At 60.8% G+C, this 20,258-nt stretch carries 15 protein-coding genes; 7 read left to right on the forward strand and 8 right to left on the reverse strand.

What is annotated here, in order from left to right:
• The first annotated feature begins 34 nt into the window (after window positions 1-34).
• On the forward strand, window positions 35-736 hold the full coding sequence (locus tag ABTV22_RS12475; RefSeq protein ID WP_433740525.1) for an amidotransferase: 702 nt from the start codon (window positions 35-37) through the stop codon (window positions 734-736).
• Window positions 737-1,038: 302 nt separating this feature from the next.
• Here the strand turns inward: ABTV22_RS12475 and ABTV22_RS12480 are convergent, their stop codons facing one another.
• The 6 genes from ABTV22_RS12480 to ABTV22_RS12505 form a co-directional block, all read right to left on the reverse strand.
• Window positions 1,039-2,532 carry an aldehyde dehydrogenase gene (locus ABTV22_RS12480; protein ID WP_433740527.1) on the reverse strand — a complete coding sequence of 498 codons (1,494 nt, stop codon included), beginning with the start codon at window positions 2,530-2,532 and terminating at the stop codon, window positions 1,039-1,041.
• A gap of 25 nt (window positions 2,533-2,557) precedes the next feature.
• A complete protein-coding gene (locus ABTV22_RS12485; RefSeq protein ID WP_433740529.1) occupies window positions 2,558-3,853 on the reverse strand; it encodes an NAD(P)/FAD-dependent oxidoreductase in 1,296 nt (431 codons plus the stop codon).
• Between the two features lie 161 nt (window positions 3,854-4,014).
• Window positions 4,015-5,379: a glutamine synthetase family protein gene (locus ABTV22_RS12490; protein WP_433740530.1), complete on the reverse strand. Its 1,365-nt coding sequence runs from the start codon at window positions 5,377-5,379 to the stop codon at window positions 4,015-4,017.
• A 479-nt stretch (window positions 5,380-5,858) separates the two neighbouring features.
• On the reverse strand, window positions 5,859-7,205 hold the full coding sequence (gene chrA, locus ABTV22_RS12495) for a chromate efflux transporter (protein WP_433740532.1): 1,347 nt from the start codon (window positions 7,203-7,205) through the stop codon (window positions 5,859-5,861).
• A 19-nt stretch (window positions 7,206-7,224) separates the two neighbouring features.
• Entirely contained in the window at window positions 7,225-8,124 is a 900-nt protein-coding gene (locus ABTV22_RS12500; protein WP_433740533.1) for a bestrophin family protein, read from the reverse strand.
• 354 nt (window positions 8,125-8,478) lie between these two features.
• Window positions 8,479-9,330, reverse strand: a complete 852-nt coding sequence (locus ABTV22_RS12505) for a CAP domain-containing protein (RefSeq protein ID WP_433740534.1) — start codon at window positions 9,328-9,330, stop codon at window positions 8,479-8,481.
• A gap of 141 nt (window positions 9,331-9,471) precedes the next feature.
• On the opposite strand from ABTV22_RS12505, the gene ABTV22_RS12510 reads away from it, so the two are divergent.
• From ABTV22_RS12510 to ABTV22_RS12530, 5 genes are all read left to right on the forward strand, one after another.
• A complete protein-coding gene (locus tag ABTV22_RS12510) occupies window positions 9,472-10,092 on the forward strand; it encodes a cell wall hydrolase (protein WP_433740535.1) in 621 nt (206 codons plus the stop codon).
• A gap of 176 nt (window positions 10,093-10,268) precedes the next feature.
• The gene (locus ABTV22_RS12515) at window positions 10,269-11,246 is read left to right on the forward strand and encodes an NAD-dependent epimerase/dehydratase family protein (RefSeq protein ID WP_433740536.1); all 978 of its coding nucleotides are present in this window, start codon (window positions 10,269-10,271) and stop codon (window positions 11,244-11,246) included.
• A 47-nt stretch (window positions 11,247-11,293) separates the two neighbouring features.
• Window positions 11,294-12,028 (forward strand): glycosyltransferase family 2 protein, encoded by a 735-nt coding sequence (locus ABTV22_RS12520; protein ID WP_433740537.1) that lies wholly within the window; start codon window positions 11,294-11,296, stop codon window positions 12,026-12,028.
• Window positions 12,025-12,303 carry a lipid-A-disaccharide synthase N-terminal domain-containing protein gene (locus ABTV22_RS12525; protein WP_433740538.1) on the forward strand — a complete coding sequence of 93 codons (279 nt, stop codon included), beginning with the start codon at window positions 12,025-12,027 and terminating at the stop codon, window positions 12,301-12,303. The genes ABTV22_RS12520 and ABTV22_RS12525 overlap by 4 nt, the downstream gene beginning before the upstream one ends.
• Window positions 12,304-12,306: 3 nt before the next feature.
• Window positions 12,307-13,830: an ArnT family glycosyltransferase gene (locus tag ABTV22_RS12530; RefSeq protein WP_433740539.1), complete on the forward strand. Its 1,524-nt coding sequence runs from the start codon at window positions 12,307-12,309 to the stop codon at window positions 13,828-13,830.
• A 271-nt stretch (window positions 13,831-14,101) separates the two neighbouring features.
• On the opposite strand, the gene ABTV22_RS12535 is transcribed toward ABTV22_RS12530, so the two are convergent.
• Window positions 14,102-17,587: a hypothetical protein gene (locus ABTV22_RS12535; protein WP_433740540.1), complete on the reverse strand. Its 3,486-nt coding sequence runs from the start codon at window positions 17,585-17,587 to the stop codon at window positions 14,102-14,104.
• A gap of 226 nt (window positions 17,588-17,813) precedes the next feature.
• On the reverse strand, window positions 17,814-18,329 hold the full coding sequence (locus ABTV22_RS12540) for an HvfX family Cu-binding RiPP maturation protein (RefSeq protein WP_433740541.1): 516 nt from the start codon (window positions 18,327-18,329) through the stop codon (window positions 17,814-17,816).
• A gap of 367 nt (window positions 18,330-18,696) precedes the next feature.
• Here ABTV22_RS12540 and ABTV22_RS12545 point away from each other — a divergent pair, with 367 nt between their 5' ends.
• Window positions 18,697-20,199: an aldehyde dehydrogenase family protein gene (locus ABTV22_RS12545; protein ID WP_433740542.1), complete on the forward strand. Its 1,503-nt coding sequence runs from the start codon at window positions 18,697-18,699 to the stop codon at window positions 20,197-20,199.
• The last annotated feature ends 59 nt before the right edge of the window (window positions 20,200-20,258 follow it).

Genomic DNA, 20,258 nt, shown 5'->3' on the forward strand with positions numbered 1-20,258 from the left:
TTTGCATTCCTTCAATAAAGGATCGTCCACCACCATGCTCTCCCTCTGCATCCTCGAAACCGACCATCTGCGCCCTGAGCTGGCCGGCGAATTCCACGGCTACGGCCGCATGTTCCAGCAGTTGTTCGAACGCCAACCCATCCCGGTGCGCGTCACCGTGTGCAACGTCGTGGACGGTGAATATCCGCCTGACGATCAACAGTTCGACGCGTACCTGATCACCGGCAGCAAGGCCGATGCGTTTGGCGATGCGCCGTGGATCAAGACGCTGCGCGACTACCTGCTGCAACGTTACCGGGCGGGCGATAAGCTGCTGGGGATCTGCTTTGGCCATCAACTGCTGGCCCTGGCACTGGGCGGCGAATGTGGCCGCTCGGAACAGGGCTGGGGTTTGGGCGTGCATCACTATCAGGTGCTTGAGCAACAGCCGTGGATGACGCCCAAGCGAGATGGTTTTGATTTGCTGGTGTCGCACCAGGACCAGGTCAGCGCCTTGCCGCTGGGTGCGCAGTTGCTGGCGTCGAGCCCGTTTTGCCCGATCGCGGCGTATCGAATCGGCGATCAGGTGTTGTGCTTCCAGGGGCATCCGGAGTTCGTCGAACCCTATGCGCAAGGGCTGTTGGATTTGCGGCGCGGCGTGTATGGGGAAAAGCTCTATGGAGAAGCCAGCGCGAGTTTCAAGAACGGCAACGACGGTGCATTGATTGCTCAATGGATGCTGCAGTTCCTGACCTGAGTTCAGCCTATAACCTGTAGGAGCTGCCGAAGGCTGCGATCTTTTGATCTTGAAAATCAAAAGATCGCAGCCTCGTTGCACTCGACAGCTCCTACAGAAGGAACGCATTCAAACCTGTGGGAGCGGGCTTGCTCGCGAAGGCGGTGTGTCAGTCAATATTGATGGAGAGTGACACACTGTTCGTGTAGGAGCTGCCGAAGGCTGCGATCTTTTGATCTTCTCTTATAAAAATCAAAGGATCGCAGCCTTCGGCAGCTCCTACATTGAGCGCGCAGGCCGCGAGGCGGGCGCAATTCACGCTGTCACAGCTTGATCCATGTGGCTTTCAGCTCGGTGTATTTGTCCAGCGCATGCAGCGATTTGTCCCGCCCGTTCCCCGATTGCTTGAACCCGCCAAACGGCGCGGTCATGTCGCCACCGTCGTACTGGTTGACCCACACACTGCCGGCACGCAGGGCTTTGGCGGTGAGGTGGGCTTTGGACAGGTCGGCGGTCCAGATCCCGGCGGCGAGGCCGAAGGGGCTGTCGTTGGCGATCTGGATCGCTTGTTCCGGGGTGTCGAAGGTGATCACCGACAAGACCGGGCCGAAGATTTCTTCCTGGGCAATGCGCATCCCGTTATCGACCTGATCGAAGATCGTCGGCTCGACAAACACGCCGCCGCTTTGCTCCAACACGCGACGTCCGCCGCACACCAGTGCCGCGCCTTGATCCACACCCGCCTGGATATACCCCAGCACCGTTTCCAGCTGTTGAGTGTCCACCAGAGCACCCACCTTGGTCGCCGGGTCCAGTGGATGCCCCGGCTGCCATTGGCCCAAGGCCTGCACCAGCAGCGGCATGAAGCGCGCTTTCACCGAGCGCTCGATCAGCAAGCGTGAACCCGCCGTGCACACTTCACCCTGATTGAAGGCGATGGCACTGGCGGCGGCTTCGGCGGCGATCTTCAGATCAGGGGCGTCGGCGAACACGATGTTCGGGCTCTTGCCGCCCGCTTCCAGCCAGACCCGTTTCATGTTCGATTCGCCGGCATACACCATCAGTTGCTTGGCGATGCGCGTCGAGCCGGTGAACACCAGGGTGTCGACGTCCATGTGCAATGCCAGGGCCTTGCCGACGGTATGACCGAAGCCCGGTAGTACGTTGAGCACGCCTTTGGGAATGCCCGCCTGAAGTGCCAGTTGCGCCAGGCGAATGGCGGTCAGCGGTGATTTTTCCGAGGGTTTGAGGATCACCGAGTTGCCCGCCGCCAACGCCGGGCCGAGTTTCCAGCAGGCCATCAGCAGCGGGAAATTCCACGGCACGATGGCCGCGACCACGCCGATCGGCTCGCGGGTCACCAGTCCCAGTTGGTCGTGGGCCGTGGCGGCCACTTCGTCGTAAACCTTGTCGATGGCTTCGCCGTACCAGCGGATCGCCCGCGCGGCACCGGGAATGTCGACGTTCAGGGCATCGCTGATCGGCTTGCCCATGTCGACGGTTTCCAGCAGCGCCAGTTCTTCGGCGTGAGCCTCCATCAACGTGGCCAGGCGAATCAAGGCGGCCTTGCGTTCAGTCGGTGGCTGGCGTGACCAGACGCCGGAGTCGAAGGCCTGACGCGCACTGTGCACGGCGAGGTCGGCGTCGGCTTGGGCGCAACTGGCAATCCGGCCCAGCAGGCGACCGTCGAGGGGGCTGATGCAGTCAAACGTTTCTCCGCTGACGGCATCGCAATACTGGCCATCGATGAACGCCTGGGTGAGTGGCGACAGTGAAGCGGCGCGCTGTTCCCACTCATTGAAGGTGAGGTGTGTCATGTTCGTGTCCTGTTCAAAGAGGGGATCAGCGCAGGCGCTCGAGCATCTGGTAGTACCACATGCCGGCGGCGAGCATCGGGTTGCCCAGCAGGTCGCCCATGGGCACGCGAATGTGCTGGCAGGCGGCGAAGGTGTCGAACTGCTGCAGTTGCCCGGTGATCGCCCGGCCCATGATTTCGCCCATGATGTGGGTGGTGGCGATGCCGTGGCCGGAGTAGCCCTGGCAGTACCAGACGTTGTCCGAGAGCTTGCCCAGTTGGGGGATGCGGTTGATGACGATGCCCATCGCGCAGCTCCACTGGTAATCGATGGCCACGCCCTTGAGCGCCGGGAAGGTCTGCTCGATGCACGGGCGCAGTTCGGCGGCGATGTCCCGCGAATCCTTGCCGCTGTAGTTGGCGCCACCACCGAACAACAGGCGGCCGTCGGCGGTCAGGCGGTAGTAGTCGAGCACGAAGCGACAGTCGTACACGGCCAGGTCTTCGCGGTTGATCTGTGTGGCCAGATCCCCCAACGGTGCAGTGGTGACGATGCCACCCATGGCCGGGAAGATCTTGCCCTTGAGCTTGGCCGGTTCAAGCTTGTGGTAGACGTCGCCGGCCAGTAGCACCTGGTTGGCGTCGATGCGGCCGTGGGCGGTGCGCACGCCAGGGCTCTTGTGAGGAGCATCGCCATGAATGATCTCCAGCACTTCGCTGTTTTCGAAGATCAACGCCCCGAGGCTTTCAGCAGCCCGCGCTTCGCCGATACACAGGTTCAGCGGGTGCAGGTGCATGTTGCGGGTGTTCTTGATCGCACCGTGGTAGAGGTCGGTTTGCAGCAGGTCGCGCACCTGGCTGCGGTCGAGCAGGCTGATTTCATCGCCCATGCCACGGCGTAGCGCCTCTTCGTAATCCTTGCGCAAGCCGTCCATGTGGCTGGGCTTGTAGGCTGCATGCAGGTGACCGTGCTTGAGGTCGCAGGCGATGCCGTATTTTTCCACCCGCTGCTGGATGATCTGGTGCCCGCGCCAGCGCAGGTGCCAGATGAAATCATCGACGTCATCGCCGACCGTGCGGCGCATCTGTTTGCGCATCGCTTCATCGCCCGAGAGGCTGCCGGTGACCTGGCCGCCGTTGCGCCCGGTGGCGCCCCAGCCGATTTTTTGGCTTTCGACGATGGCGACTTTCAGGCCTTTCTCCGCGAGTTCAACCGCGGTGGCGACGCCGGTAAAACCGCCGCCGATGATCACCACGTCAACCCGATGCTGGCCTTGCAGGGTGGGGTAGTCGGTGTCCTGGTTGAGGGTGGCGGTGTAGTAGGAATTGGTGCGTTGAGTCATGACATTGTCCAAACAAAGGAGGTGGAGAGGCGAGCGCAGCCTCTGTAGGAGCAAAGCTTGCTCGCGATGGCGGTATGTCATTGAGCATTGATGTCGACTGATACACCGTCATCGCGAGCAAGCTGTGCTCCTACAAGTTTTGTGGTGGCTGACTGTGCGGCTTACGCCTCAGTCAAATACCAACGCCAATCCTGCTCACCCACTTCGGCCATGAACTGCCGGTACTCGGCCCGTTTGACCGCCAGATACACCCCAAGAAATTCCTGCCCCAGCGCATCCCGCGCCCACGCCGAGTTTTCCAGCGCCGTCAGCGACGTCAGCCAGTCGGTGGGCAGCAGTTGCTTGGCTTGCGCGTAGCCGTTGCCTTCGACCGGTTCGCCCGGGTCGAGGTTTTCGCGGATACCGCGATGGATGCCGGCCAGAATCGCCGCCGCGGCCAAGTATGGGTTGGCGTCGGCGCCACAGATGCGGTGTTCGATGTGCCGGCTATTGGCCGGGCCACCGGGAACGCGCAGGCTGACAGTGCGGTTGTCGACACCCCAGGTCGGCGCCAGCGGTGCATAGCTGTTGGCCTGGAAACGCCGGTAGGAGTTGGCGTTGGGGCAGAACAACAGCAGCGAATCGAGCAAGGAGGCGAGCATGCCGCCCACCGCTGTGCGCAGCAGCGGCGTGCCGGCCGGATCTTCGGAGGCGAACAGATTGCGGCCCTCGGCATCGGCGATGCTCACGTGCATGTGCATGCCGGTGCCCGCCAGGTCATCGAAGGGCTTGGCCATGAACGTGGCCTTCATGCCGTGCTTGTGGGCCACGGCTTTGACCAGCCGCTTGTAGCGCACCGCCTGGTCCATGGCGAGCAAGGCATCGCCGTGTTCCAGGGTGATTTCCACCTGTCCCGGGGCGTACTCGGAGATTGCCGTGCGCGCGGGGATGTCATGGAGTTTGCACGCCGCATAGAGGTCGGCGAGGAAGGGCTCGATCTGTTCCAGTTCACGCAGGCCATAGACCTGGGTGTGCCTCGGTCGACCGCCGTCGGCATCCAGCGCCGGTTGCGGGCGACCGTTGTGATCGCGTTTGGCATCGAGCAGATAGAACTCCAGCTCGCAGGCCATCACCGGGTGATAACCCTCGGCTTTCAGACCGTCGATGACTTTGATCAGCAGGTGACGCGGGTCGGCGATGCTCGCCGGCATGCCTTCTTGCGGGTGCATGCTGACTTGCACCGCCGCGGTCGGAATCTGCCGCCACGGCAAACGCACCAGGCTGCCTTCGAGGGGGTAAGCGCGGCAGTCGATATCGCCCACATCCCAGACCAGCCCGGAGTTTTCGACGTCCTCACCCTGCAGGGTCAGGCCAAGGATGGTGCTGGGCAGCGGACGCCCGCTTTCATACACCGCCAGCAGTTCTTCGCGGTGCAACAGCTTGCCGCGCGGCACACCGTTGGCGTCAAGAATGAACAACTCGATCATGTCGATATCGGGGTTGTTCGCCAGAAAGCGTTGGGCATCTTCAAGGGCAGCAAATTTCATGATTCGTCACTCACAGTGTGGCGCCACGCGGGCGCACGGATTCAGGTCACGGCATAGCGACGAACACAGTCGCGCAGCGCGTTGGCAGCGATAGCGAAAAGAAAAAGGGAGGCTCTACGCGTGGGGAACGCGATCAGGCGAGCGGGGTGCTATCCGGCGGGCGTGAGGAGTGACGCAGTTTCGAACGGCGCAAGGCCATGGGCAGGTTGACGATGCGCTTCATGAGGCAATGCGCCGTGCAGCCAGCGGTGAGGTGGCTGGAATCGAGGCATTGCGCAGGTGGTGTTCCAACGGCGAATTGCTCATGACTCATGTTTCCAGGTGCGGAAATCGTCGGTGGCGAGGTGACAAGCCATCCGGGCGTCGCTGGATATTAGGGGGGAACGTTACGCATGTAAATATCCAATAACGACATGATTTACGTAACGCGCAAAACAATCTTCATATTGTCGCTGTATGCGTAACTATTCTAGGTTTTTTTAACGCATGAAGTGGACTCCGAGTCCAATCAGTCCACAACCGATCAACACTTCGATCACGCCGCGCTTGAAGCGCAGCAGCGCCGTGGCCGCCACAATCGCGATCATTAACGAAGGCCAGTCCAGCTGCCCGTCGAAGCCTTTGGGCCAGAGGACGTGGTAGGCAAAGAAGCACGCCAGGTTGAGGATCACGCCCACCACCGCGGCGGTAATCGCCGTCAGCGGCGCGGTGAATTTCAGTTCATTGTGGGTCGACTCCACCAGCGGCCCGCCGGCGAGGATGAACAGGAACGAAGGCAGAAACGTGAACCAGGTCACCAGCGTGGCGGCGATAGCCCCGGCGACGAATACCTGATCCGGACCGAACACCTGATGCACATAGGCGCCGATAAAACCGACGAAGGCGACCACCATGATCAACGGACCCGGCGTGGTTTCACCGAGCGCCAGGCCATCGATCATTTGCGTCGGTGTCAACCAGCCGTAGTGGCCGACGGCGCCCTGGTACACATACGGCAGCACCGCGTAGGCGCCGCCGAAGGTCAGCAGCGCGGCCTTGGTGAAGAACCAGGCCATCTGCGTGAGTGTGCCGTCCCAGCCGAACAGCGCGGTGAGCATGGCCATTGGCAAGGTCCACAACACTGCGCCGATCAGAGCCAGGCGCAGCAGCTTGCGGCCACTGAACCGGGCGTGTTCGGGGGGCGGCGTGTCATCGTCGATGAGCGCCGGGCCGAAGGATTTTTGCGCCGCGCCGTGGCCACCGACCTTGAACTTCTCCGGCGCCAGTCGCCCGCCCAGATAGCCGACGATGGCCGCACCCAGCACGATCAACGGAAACGGCACGTTGAGCACGAAGATTGCCACGAATGACGCGGCGGCAATGCCCCACAACCAGCCGTTCTTCAACGCCCGCGAGCCAATCCGATGCGCCGCCTGCACCACGATGGCGGTGACCGCCGGCTTGATCCCGTAGAACAGCCCGGCCACCACCGGCACTTCACCGAAGGCGATGTAGACCCATGACAATGCAATCAATATGAACAGCGACGGCAGCACAAACAGTGCACCGGCCAGCACGCCGCCCGGCGTTCGGTGCATCAGCCAGCCGATGTAGGTTGCCAGCTGCTGGGCTTCGGGGCCGGGCAGCAACATGCAGTAGTTGAGGGCATGCAGAAAGCGCCGCTCGGAGATCCAGCGTCGGCGCTCGACCAGCTCTTGGTGCATGATCGAAATCTGCCCCGCCGGCCCGCCGAAACTGATGAAACCAAGCTTGAGCCAGAAACCGAAGGCTTGGCGCAGGCTGACGGGGGCAGGTTTCGGCAGGTTCTGTTCCGTGGTCAGGCTCAAACGGGCAATCCTTTTAAGATCAGTTCAGCACAAAGTCCACTGGCTCCAGCAAGGGTGGCAGTGGCGTCACGCCCCGTGCGGCCAGGACGTCGCGCTCGATGGTGCGCACAAGTGCATCGGTGGGCAACTGGTTTTCATCGCCGCCGAACGGGTCTTCCAGTGCATCGGCAATCGCATCCAGGCCGAAGAACGTATAGCTGACAATGGCGGTGAACACCGGGGTCATCCAGCCCAGGGGCTCGGCCATGGCAAACGGCAGCAAAATGCAGAACAGATAGATGGTCCGGTGCAGCAACAAGGTATAGGGAAAGGGCAGGGGCGTGTTTTTGATCCGTTCACAGATGGCCTGTACTTGGGTCAGGCGGGTCAAGTGGTTGGCCATCAGCGTATAGCGCCATTCACTGATCGCCCCGGACTCGGCGAGTGTCGAGCACTGCTCACCGGCCTGCATCAAAATTCGCCCACAGATGTCGCCGGCATTGTCCTTGGGCATGGGGTCGAGCCAGGTCCGGCAGGCGGCGAGCTCGTTGTCCTTGCGCAACCTGGCATTGAGTGCATGGGCGAAACCGCAAAGGTTGCCGAGGATCCGGTGGCGCTGTGCTTCATCCTTCAGCACTTGGGTCTCGCGCGCCATCGAGCGAATTTCCACCAGCAAATCGCCCCAGGCCTTGCGTGCTTCATACCAACGGTCGTAACAGGCGTTGTTGCGAAAGCTCATGAAGATCGACAGCGACAAACCCAGCAAGGTGAAAGGCGTTGCGCTGACTTTGGAGAAATAGCTGGGGTGCGATATTTCAACCAGCACAATGACCGAAGCGAGCAGCGTGACCAACAGGGCACGCCAGGCAATCCGCTTGGCGATCGAGCCTTTGAGCGACGTCAGGATGCTGATCAGGTTGGGTTTGGGTCTTACGATCATGGTTGCGGGCCTGAGGGAGAGCAGGGACGAATCTGGCGGCCAAAGGCCGGGCGTATTCATGAAGCAGCGCAGGCTAGAGACAACGGGTGAGCCCGTCCAATCACTCTGAATGACCGACTGATCGATGGACTCTATGAAGGATTCTAGAACCCGAAATGATCTTCTGTACCCCAAGCAATTGACCACACACTCCTGCAGGCGCTGTGTGGAGCGTGGAGCTGTGTAGGCGCTGTTGTAGGAGCTGTGTAGGAGCTGTCGAGTGCAACGAGGCTGCGATCTTTTCAAGATCAAAAGATCAAAAGATCAAAAGATCAAAAGATCGCAGCCTTCGGCAGCTCCTACAGGGGGAACCCATTACTGCGCTCCGAACATCACGGTCCAATAAATCCCCGCATCGCTCTTCGGGTCCACCGCATACGCCGCGCCCATGTCGCGGAACTGCGGATTCATCAGGTTGGCGCAATGGCCGGGGCTGGTCAGCCAGCCATCGACTACCTTGCGCACGCTGTCCTGCCCGGCGGCGATGATTTCGCCGATCTGTTGGAAGTCGTAACCCGCCAGTTCCGCGCGGTCGCCTGGGGTGCGACCTTCGCGGTCCTTGTGATCGAAGTAGTTGTTGTTGGCCATGCTGCGTGACTGGGATTCGGCGGCGGTGGCGAGCACGGCGTTCCAGGTCAGCGGTGTGGTGGCAGCGAAGGATTGCGCACCGCATTGGCGGGGGCGGCTGCGGGCGACGTTGAGTTCGATCAGCAGCTTCTGGCCTTCGGTCTGCCAGTCGCCCAGGCGTGCGCTCAACAGGGGACGGGCAACAACGATGCGCCAGTCGCGGTCCTGGCGGCTGACGCCGATGTCGACGAATTGCGGGTCCAGCACGATCTGGCAGAAGCTTTCCTGAATCGCCTTCATCGCCGACGGTACGTCACGGGGCCCGGTCAGGCTGATCGCCTGCACGTTTTTCATCGGGTAACCCGCGGTGGCCATGGCTTGCTGCAGATTGCCGATGCTGGCGGCGCCAAGCACCAGGCGCGGATCGGCAGCCAGCGGCGGCAGTTCCGATGAGACCTGGCTGCCGCAGCGTTGCAGCTGGCTGCGGTAGGCGTTGATCGACTCGACCAGTTGCGATTCATCGCTCGCCACCGCGCTGGCAGCGAACAGCAAACCCAGTGACAACCCGACAAAACGCACGGCGGACAATGTGAAACCCATGGAAATCCCCTTTGGCTGACAGCGCCCATGATGGGTGAAGTGGCTCCCGTTAAGGCAACGGATTTTCCAGAATGTTAGGTCGTGTGTGCAATCATTTCACTACTACACTGAAGCGATCATTCCAATTGAGTCATTTCGACCATGCGCCTCCACTGGATAGTGGCCTGTTTCGCATTGGTGATGCTTGCCGCTGCGACGTTCGCCGACGATCAACAACAAAAACAAAAAGTGGCCGAAGACAAGGCGCAGGTGCTGGAGCAAAAGGCCGCAGAAAACCCCGCAACCGAACCGGCCCCAAAATCCGAAGCCATTACCCAGTCCGAAGTCCAGGCCGTCGACCCCGCCGGCAAGGCGCCAATGGACGACGCCATCACCTGCCTGGCCCGCTCCATTTATTGGGAGGCCAAAGGCAAGGACGCTGCTGACATGGAAGCGGTGGCCAGCGTGGTCATGAACCGTCTCGGGCACGAGGGGTTTCCCGATACTGTGTGCGGCGTGGTCAAGCAGGGTTCGGAAACCAAGAGTTGCCAGTTCTCCTGGTGGTGTGACGGCAAATCCGATTCGGTGCAAGAAGAAGTGCCTTATGCGATGGCCAAGGAAATCGCGCGCAAGGCGTTGAACAAGCAACTGCCGGATCGCACCAAAGGTGCGCTGTATTTTCATGACCGCACGGTAAAGCCGGAATGGGCCAAGGAGTACATCAATACGGTGGATATCGGCCTGTTCCGGTTTTACAAACCCCGTGGCGACGATGCGAAATAACGGGAATACCGTGAGAAATCCGGTGTCATTCACCCGCACCACCGAAAATGAAATATTTCTGTTTTATAAGCTTCATGGCAACGTAACGCGTTGGAAACGTCATGAACGGGAAACAGCAACATGAAACAGGTCTGGTTTTTGAGCGGTAAGCATGCACCCTTGTGGCGTCACGGCGCGTGACGGTTCTCGTCACCGGCGTTGCCGGATTCATCGGCTTTCATACGGCCAGGCGTCTGTGCCTGGACGGCCATGAGGTGGTCGGCATCGACAACCTCAACGACTACTACGACGTAGCGCTCAAGCAGGCGCGGCTCAAGGAACTGGAGTCCTTGCCGGGCTTCAGTTTCCGGAAAATGGATATCGTCGATAAACCGGCGTTGCTGGCCTTGTTCGAGCAATACCGGTTTAGCGAAGTGGTGCATCTGGCTGCCCAGGCCGGTGTGCGTTATTCGCTGGACAACCCCGATGTCTATGCTCAATCCAATCTGGTGGGTTTCCTCAATGTGCTGGAAGCCTGTCGACAGCATCGTCCCGAGCATCTGATCTACGCCTCGAGCAGCTCGGTGTACGGCAGCAACAGCAAACTGCCGTTTTGCGTCGAGGACCCGGTCGAGCAGCCGATTTCGCTGTACGCCGCCAGCAAGCGCGCCAATGAACTGATGGCCCACAGCTATTGCCACCTGTACGGCCTCAAGGCCAGCGGCCTGCGGTTCTTCACGGTGTACGGGCCTTGGGGGCGGCCGGACATGGCACTGTTCAAATTCACCGAGGCCATCCTCAACGGCCAGCCTATCGATATCTACAACCAGGGCGAGATGGCCCGGGATTTCACCTACATCGACGATATCGTCGAGAGCATTATCCGCCTGCGCACCCGTCCACCAGTGCCGCAAACACCTGATGGAGGCTACAATCGGCTGTTTAACATCGGTCGCGGGGAGCCTGTGGCATTGCTGGATTTCGTCGACTGTCTGGAATCAGCGCTTAATGTACAGGCCATTCGCAACTTCATGCCGCTGCAAGCCGGCGATGTGGTCAAGACCTGGGCCGATGTTTCGGCGCTGACCGCGTGGATCGATTTCCGACCCCAGGTGAGCGTTGCCACCGGTGTCGAGGCGTTCGTGAAGTGGTATCGACAGTTTTATCAGCGATAAAGCGTTCGCCTCTGATAGCGCCATAACCAACAGGCGAGGGAGATTCCATGAGCCAGGACATTTTTGTATCAGTGCTGATTCCAGCAAAAAACGAAGCGAACAACCTCAAGCCGTTGCTCGAGGAAGTTCGCCTGGCCTTGGCCGATGAAGCCTATGAAATCATTGTGGTCGACGATGGCAGCACCGACGCCACCTTGCACGAATTGCGGCAGATGCGCCAAGACGGCCTGGACACCTTGCGCATCCTGCGCCATGAAAGTTCGCTGGGGCAGAGCACGTCGCTCTATCACGCGGCGCAGGAAGCCCGTGGTCAGTGGCTGGCCACCCTCGATGGTGACGGCCAGAACGACCCGGCGGACATCCCCGGCATGCTGGCGCTGGTGCGCGGGCAGGAAGGCGATGTGCAACTGGTGGCCGGGCACCGGGTCAACCGTCGCGACACGGCGAGCAAGCGTTGGGCCTCGCGCTTTGCCAACAAATTGCGCCGCCGGTTGCTCAATGACGCCACCCCGGACACCGGTTGCGGATTGAAGCTGATCGAACGGGCAGCGTTTTTGCGCCTGCCGTATTTCGACCATATGCATCGGTTCATTCCGGCGCTGATCCAGCGTCACAACGGCCGGATGATCGTCCATCCGGTCAACCACCGCCCCCGCACTGCTGGGGTGTCCAAGTACGGCAACCTCGACCGCGCCCTGGTCGGGATTCTCGACTTGGCCGGCGTCTGGTGGCTGATCAAGCGCACTCGGCTGAACACCATCGCCCAAGAAATCGAGGCATGATCATGACCCGTGAAACCCTGTGGCTGGTGATCGGTTTTGCCGGGCAAGTCGCGTTTACCGGCCGCTTCGTCCTGCAGTGGCTGTACAGCGAATACAAAAAACGCAGTGTGATCCCTGTGAGTTTTTGGTACTTGAGCATCATCGGCAGCACCTTGCTGCTGGCCTATGCCATTTACCGCCAGGACCCGGTGTTCATTGTCGGCCAGGCCTTTGGCTCGATCGTGTATTTTCGCAACCTGCAATTGATTGCCAAAAGCAGAAAACTCAAGGAATAAGTCATGCGCCGAACGCTTTCACCCAGGGTCGAATGCCTGGGCCTGATGTTGCTCGCCTTGCTGTTAATTGGCGCGGGTTTGGGGTTGCGCCAGGCGCAGAACGTCGATGAGGAGCGTTTCCTCGGCGTGGCCCTGGAAATGCTGAACCACGGTTCATGGCTGATCCCGCACCGCGCTGGGGAAATCTACGGCGACAAGCCGCCGATCTTCATGTGGACGGTGGCGTTTTTTGCCTGGCTCACCGGCAAGCCCAACCTGGCTTTGTACATTCCGGGCCTGTTCTCGGCGGTGACGGTCACGGCGATGGTCTACGACCTGGGCCGGCGGGTGTGGACCCAGCGCATCGGTCGCATCGCGGCGCTGTTGTACCTGGCGACTTATCAGACCTACAGCATCCTGCGCACCGGGCAGATCGACAGCTTCCTGATTCTGTTCACCACCCTGGGCCTTTATGGGCTGGCGCGTCACTTGCTGATCGGCCCGGCCTGGCGCTGGTTCTACGTCGGCTGCGCGGCGATGGGCATCGGCGTGATCACCAAGGGCGTGGGCTTTCTGCCGGCGCTGATGCTGATCCCGTACGCCTATGCGGTGCGCAAGGGCTGGCCGGGCGTGGTGGCCATGCCCGGCCAGGCACGCAAGTGGTGGCTCGGTTTGCTGGTGATGCTGGCTGCTATCGCCATCTGGCTGCTGCCGCTGACCTTGTCCATCGTGTTCAACGGTGGCGCCGACGAAATCGCCTATGCCCGGGAAATTCTCCTGCGCCAGACCGCCGGGCGCTACGCCGCTTCGTGGCACCACCGCGAACCGTTCTGGTACTTCCTCACCAACGTGATTCCGCAGTACTGGTTGCCGCTGGTGCTGGTCTTGCCATGGCTGGTGCCGGCCTGGCGCCGCCAGCTGCAAAAGCGTGATGGCCGGGTGTTAGTACTGCTGGGGTGGGTGGCGTTGGTGGTGCTGTTTTTCAGCATCAGTGCCGGCAAGCGCAAGTTGTACATCTACCCGGCGCTGCCTGCGCTGGTGCTGGCGGCAGCGCCGCTGGTGCCGTGGCTGTTGCAGCGTTGGTTCCGTCAGCGCCCAAGGTTCAAACGGATGTTCCCGGTGCTGGTCGCGACCTGGTTCGTGCTGTGGTTCGCCCGCGGCTTTATCGAACCGCTCAAGGAGGGCACCAACCCGAACAAAGCGATCATGGCGCAGGCAAACGTCATGACCCATGGCGCCGACCTGGTCTTGGTCAACTGGAGCGAAGGGCACTGGTTGTTTGCCCGTCAGCCGATCGTGCACTTCGGCATGCTTGATTCCACGGTAGAGAACGCCGCGCAATGGCTGCGCGAACATCCCAAGGACTATGCCTTGTTGCCGGATGAGCTGTTGAGCCGTTGTTTCAAACCCGAGGCTGCGCGGGAGTTGGGGGAGAACAGGCGTGCAGAGTGGTCGATTGTCGGGGCTGATGCCGATAACGGACAGTGCCATCCCTCGACACCCACCAGTGTGTACCGATTTGACTGGAGCAACCCGTCCTCGGATTGAGCGAACGAAACCCTTGTAGGAGCGAGCATGCTCGCGAAAAACGTCGGGGCAACGCGGTCATTCAGACAGGGCGCGTGATCGTTGACCTCCATCGCGAGCAGGCTCGCTCCTACAGGTGTCGCACTGGCAACGAAATCCCTTGTAGGAGCGAGCACGCTCGCGAAAAACGTCGGGGCAACGCGGTCATTCAGACAGAGCGCGTGATCGTTGACGTCCATCGCGAGCAGGCTCGCTCCTACAGGTATTTTTGGCGTTCACCCGTGGCTTGCGTTTAAAACTTTGCAAAATTCAACGCATCGACGATCGCTGAGCCACCGATACCGGTCAGCGACAGCAGCAATGCCCTAATCAACGGATCATCGGAATAACGCGAGAACGAACCTGCATTGAGCATGGAAACTCGTTCACGGATCATTTTGAACTTGCCGTAGCAAGGCGTGCTTTCTGCGGTTTCCAGCAGGTAGGCGTCGAGTCGTTGCAGGGCCAGCGTGCGGGCTTTTTCCGCTGCGCGGCGCAGGGTCAGCGCGGAGGTCAGCAGCAGTAACGCGGTCAGCAGGTAGGAAATGATCAGGCCTGGGGGTGTCGGCCAGTTATCGAACAGGCTGCTGCGTGATGCCAGCAGGATCAGCATGACCACCGTTGGCGCATAGATCAGTCGATTGACCGCCGAGGTTCGCCGGGCGATCAGCTGCAAATCCACCCATTCATCAATGCAGGGATGCTTGAGCATGCCGAAGATTTTCTTGTGTTCGGCTTGCAAGCTGCCGGGCCAGATTGCGTGATGCTCGCTGAGGTGGCGGATGAAGCGCGTCAGTAGCAGGTTGGCGTCCATGACCCAGAACACCAGCACCTGGAAGATCAGGGTGGGCATCAGCCAACTGAGCATCCACCAGTTTGACTGGCCGCGAACGGGCATGCCTTCCATGGGCCAGACGACAAACAGCACGCTGGTGACCACGACATAAACCCAGGTCGCCAGCACGGCGCGCAGCATGCGGGCGCCGAACGAGCCACAGATGCAGTGCTCACCCCAGAAGCGGGCGATCGAAATCGTCCGGCGTCCGTCGCCGCAAGTGGCCTGGGCGGTCTCGCAGGATTTTGACCAGTCGTCGCTGACGCTCATCAATGGGAAAAAAATCAGTAGCAGCCAATGGCCCAACTCGCTGCACCAGCGACGCAATGTCCAGCCTTTGCCACGGCGGATCAAGCGTCGCACCTGGCCCCACAGGGTCGTTTCGTATTTGCGCATGTGCAGGCGCAAATGGAAGGCGGTTTCGATTTCCGCGCGGTTGATGCGTAACTTGCGCCAGCCCCAGGTCAACGCCGAAAGCGATATCAGCACCGCCAACAAGCGCAGTGCCACGGTCGGCCAGGCACTGATGCCTTCGAACAGGAACATCGGTTCACCGAGGCCGTTGTCGGTCAGGGTGCTGCGCATCTGATAGGCCAGCATCAGCGCGAGGATAAACATCACCAGGGGAACCACGATGTACCAGGCGCGGGAGTCGTAGGAGCCTGTCTCCAGGGCGGTCGTGGAATCACGCGCCAGCGCCAATTGCTGTACTGAACGACGGGTGAGGTTCGAGGAAACGATGCCCAGCAGGATCAGCACGAAGGCAAACCACAGGAACTCTGCGTGCCAGAACCGGGTGGCGATAAAGGCACAGATGGCCGCGACCATGAACAGCGTGATCGGCACCCCGCGCACCCATGCCAGACGTGTGTCGTGATCATCCCTTGGGCCTTCGATACGCCACCAGACGATAAACGCGGCGACGATCAGCAGGGTGAGCGTCAGGGGACCTGCCAGGTAAAAGGATTGGCTTTGCTTGAAACGTTCGCGGATGGCTTGAGAGGGAACAGGGTAGGGTGGAGGGGACGGGTCTTGCAGGCAGCGCAACGCCATCAGGTCGCGGGGGGCAATGCCGCGATCCGAGCGCGATTGCAGTGGCGCTTCGCAACTGGCCGGTCGCGAGGCACTCAGTTGCGTGGTCAGGGGGATGAAACCACTGATGCCGACTTCATAAATGCCCGGTGAAAGCAGCTCGGATTTTGAGTAGTCGAACTTCGCGCGCTTGGCGTCAAACGATTGGGGGGCCAGTGCGGCGAGCACCGAGATGAACACTGAACTTTGCAGGCTGTCGCGAAAGGGTGGCACGTCCTGTTGCAGGGCGCGAGTCAGCGTCAGGCCATAGGGCGCGGCGAGGATCAGGTTGCGGGTGGTTTGCGCCTGGCCTCGCTGCAGCATTCGAGCGTCCAGGTCCATGGCAAAGTACAGTTTGTAGGGCAGTCGGCTCTTGAGGGCCTGCAATACCAGGAGTTTGTCGTAGGCATCGACACCCAGTATGCCGATGGCCCCGATGCCGCTTTCGCCATTGCGTCGATAGGCCTCGTCTTCGCTGGCAATGTGGTCGGCAAGGCGGCGCAGATAATCGAGTTGGGCGTTGCCGTCGGCTTTTTCCAACGGGCTGAGATCGATCCCGGCCGTGCCGGAGGTTTTGCCGGCATCGCTGCTGGCCGTTTTGTCGGTGCTGGCGGACTCCTCTGGCAGGCGTCCGTCCAGGCCGCGCAAGTAACTGAAGCGTAAAACCCACTGGTCGACTGCCGCCCTCTGGTTTTCACCGTCGCCGAGACGGGCGTCCCTGGCCACTTGCAACTTGAAGCTTTCGATCAAGGCGCGGCTGTAGAAACTGTCCCACTCGGCAATCAACGCGATGCGGTTGCCATTGCGACGAACATTGCCGGTGCAGGGCGTACCGATGCGACGCAGTTTGTCGTCGCTGCAACGTACGCCTGTCGCCGGGTCCACGCGGCGCAATTTTAGTTCCTGGAGGATCAGTTGGGTCATGGTGCCGTCGTCGCTGACGGTGCGCAGCAGTTTCATGGGGACGCGGTTGTCCAGCGGCGGCGAAAGCTTGTGGTAACCGCGATCCAGCGTCTCGTTATCGGCCGTGGCCAGCGGCGAGTAGATTTCAATGTCCGGCGTGGCCTTGCCGATGTCCTGGTCCTTGAACATGTCGCGCAGGACAGTGGAGGTCGCAGGTCCGATGACTTTCATGACGGTGTGCGGCGGCTGTTCGGAACAGGCAGCTGGTGTGCAGGCAGAGGCGACTTTGTGATTCAGGGTCTGGCGCAGCGTTTCCAGGGTTTGCAGGGGGGTGGTGCCCAGCGCGTCCTGCTTCAACCAGAACACGATGGTGCGATCCGGCGGCGGTGGCGAACCTTCAAGTGCGGTTGGTGGATCGAACGGGTTGGACACGAATACTTCATAAGGCGCATCGACGAAAGCGGTTTTGCCGGGAGTATCAAGCGAAAGATTGGCGGCGAGCCTCAGGCAGTGGATGTATTGCTCCTGATCCGGCACTCGATGGGCGTTCTTGAACCCCGCCAGCAAGGCGTAGCGAATGCGCCGCCGGCGTTCGACTTCGTCGGCGTAGGGACCGCCTTCGATCAGCGCCACCATGATGTCGGGCGTCGGCTTTTCGCCGGACAATGGGGAAAGGTCAGGGCTGCAAACGTTCTCGGCGTCCGGGTTCTTGCTATCGACGAGCTTCTTGCGATAACGCTCCACCGCGTCAAAAGGGTCCTGCCACAGCCGCGATTCGATGGGTAATTGCGCCTGCAATTGCGCGCCGATGGGACGCGGGTCGAGGAACGGTTCGCGGGTGAGGGCGAACATCGATACCACCAGACTCAAGATGACCGCACTGCCTGGCAACCAGAAGGCCAGATTCGTGCCTGAACCCTTGCTGTCCATGGCCTGCGCCTCTTGATGTCGGCCAACTGTGTACCGTTATTTATAGACCTGATTTGAGACGGGGATGGCATAAACGGGCGCTGTTCTGCCCGATTTGCCATCTGTCGGCACTCTTGGATACCTGTAGGAGCCAGGCTTGCCGGCGAACTTGGTGCCGTGGTCTATCTGTCGGACCGCGTCATCGTTTTTCGCGGGCGAGCCTCGCTCCTACAGATTCGGTGTTTATTCAGAGGTGGCTGCGACGCCAGAACAAGCGCGCCAGCAGCGCATCGAGGCTGAACTTGCCGGGCCCCGAAAGCACCAGAGGCACCAGCGCCGCCAGGTAGATCAGCGGCAGTTTGAAGTTGCCGAAGCCTTTGTTGGTGATGGAGTAACCCTGGGCCAGTTCGCTCAGGGTCGACCAGTCGGCGGGCCAGTGCACGGCGGCGGTGGCGACGAGGGTGACCACGATCAGGCTGATGGCCGAAAACCGTGTGGCCAGTCCCACCAGCAGGGCGAGGGCGCAGATCAACTCCACCCACATCGACAGTTCCCAGTTCAGCGTGGCCGGCAGGTGATTGAACGGAAACAGGAAGCGATCCTGGATGTCGGCAAACCAGTTTTCGCCATTGAATTTTTCCAGCCCCGACTCGAAAAACTCCCAGGCGAGGAAGGTCCGCAGGGTCAGCGGCGCGATCCAGTTGCCGGCGCGGTCAAGGTTCTGGTGCAGGCCTTGGACGGCCGATGAAATCAGAGTGCTCATGGGCGAGGCTCCTTCAAGTCAGGGGTGTCGGGCAGAGTTGTGCCCGTTTAGCGCAAGGATCGGCTTGGCCAATCGACAAGTGAATTTCATCAGGCGGGTGTATCTGCGATGTGTCCCTGGCGTCGAGGTTTGAAGGTTTGTTGTGTCAGGGGCGGGGTTGTACACACTGTGATACGTAACCAAGACAGCACTGAATCCTGTGGGAGCGGGCTTGCTCGCGAATGCGATTTATCTTTCGATATTTTCGTTGGCTGACACGCCGCTTTCGCGAGCAAGCCCGCTCCCACAGGGAATCGTCGGTATGGATGACGCTCTGGGTCTTTTGCTATACATTTTCCGCCCGCCCATTGCATGGTGTAACCGCTTCATGTCTCTTGCGCTCGAACGTCTAGTCGCTGGCACGCCGATCCCTTTCGCCGGTAATCGTGTCACTGTGGTCAGCCCCGAACTGGCGGCACGCTTCCAGCCCGGAGACCATCTGTTGGTGGAGCAGGTCAGCGGCGAATTGTTGCTGATTCCGGTGGCTGATCAGCAGGCGGCTGCGGTGGCGATCGAGCGTGCCCAAGCGGCGTTTAGCGCGATGTCGGCTGTCTCGGATCAGGCGATCAGCACCTTCTTTGATCTGTTTGCGCAACGCCTGGAAACCCCTGAGTGCTGGGCCTTGATCGAGGCGGCCAACCTGGCTGACATCGAGCGGGCCAAGGGCCGAGGTCGTTCGACCACGCGCCTGCTGGCCGACGAGCGCATGCGCCGCGACATGATCGCCGGCCTGCGTGCCTGGCGCGATGCGTCGGCCTCAAGGGGCAAGGTGATCAGTTGTGTCGAGCACGACGGCTGGAAAGTCGAGCAAGTGGTGTCGCCGCTGGGAATCGTCGCGTTTGTCTTCGAAGGCCGACCGAATGTCTTCGCCGATGCCGCTGGCGTGCTGCGCACCGGCAATACCGCGGTTCTGCGCATTGGCAGCGACGCGTTGGGCACGGCTCAGGCCATCGTCACCCATGCATTGAACCCTGCACTGGCCGACGCCGGCTTGCCGAGCGGCGCGGTATCGTTGGTGGAAAGCGTCAATCACGCCGCCGGTTGGGCGATGTTCGCCGACCGGCGTCTGTCGCTGGCGGTGGCCCGTGGTTCGGGGCGTGCGGTGAGTCAATTGGGCAGCATTGCGCAACAGGCCGGCACTGCCGTCAGCCTGCATGGCACTGGTGGGGCCTGGTTGATCGCCGATAAGGATGCCGATGCCACACGCTTCGCCGACGTGGTGCGCAACTCTCTGGACCGCAAGGTCTGCAACACCCTGAACGTCTGCCTGATCCATCGCGACCGCGTCGCCGAACTGGTGCCGCTGTTTCTCGACGCCCTGCAACAGGCGGGCAAGGCCCGTGGCCAAGGCTGCAAATTGCACATCGTCGAAGGCAGCGAAGCGTTCCTGCCTGCCGAGTGGCAAGGCGCAACCGTCGAGGTCTATCGCGCTGAAGGCTACCGCACCGAAGCCCTGGCCGAAGCCCTGCCGGAAGATCAATTGGGGCGCGAGTGGGAGTGGGAAGAAACCCCGGAAGTCAGCCTGAAAATCGTCGATGACGTGGACAGCGCCATTGCCTTGTTCAATCGCTACAGCCCGCAGTTCACTGTGTCGTTGATCAGTGAAGACGCGGCGACCCAGGAGCGTTTCTACAACGCGGTCAACGCCCCCTTTGTTGGCAACGGCATTACCCGTTGGGTCGACGGCCAGTACGCGCTCAACAAGCCGGAACTGGGGTTGTCGAACTGGGAGAGTGGCCGCCTGTTTGCCCGTAGCGCAATTCTGTCGGGCGACGGCGTGTTCACCATTCGCAGCCGCATGACCCAGACGGATCTGTCGGTCAAACGTTAAGTCGGTATTTGCGACCCCGGGCGAGGGTCGCACTATACTTTATGTGTGTCTGTATTGAC

Source organism: Pseudomonas putida (assembly GCF_050990305.1).
GTDB classification, from domain to species: Bacteria; Pseudomonadota; Gammaproteobacteria; order Pseudomonadales; family Pseudomonadaceae; genus Aquipseudomonas; species Aquipseudomonas putida_AH.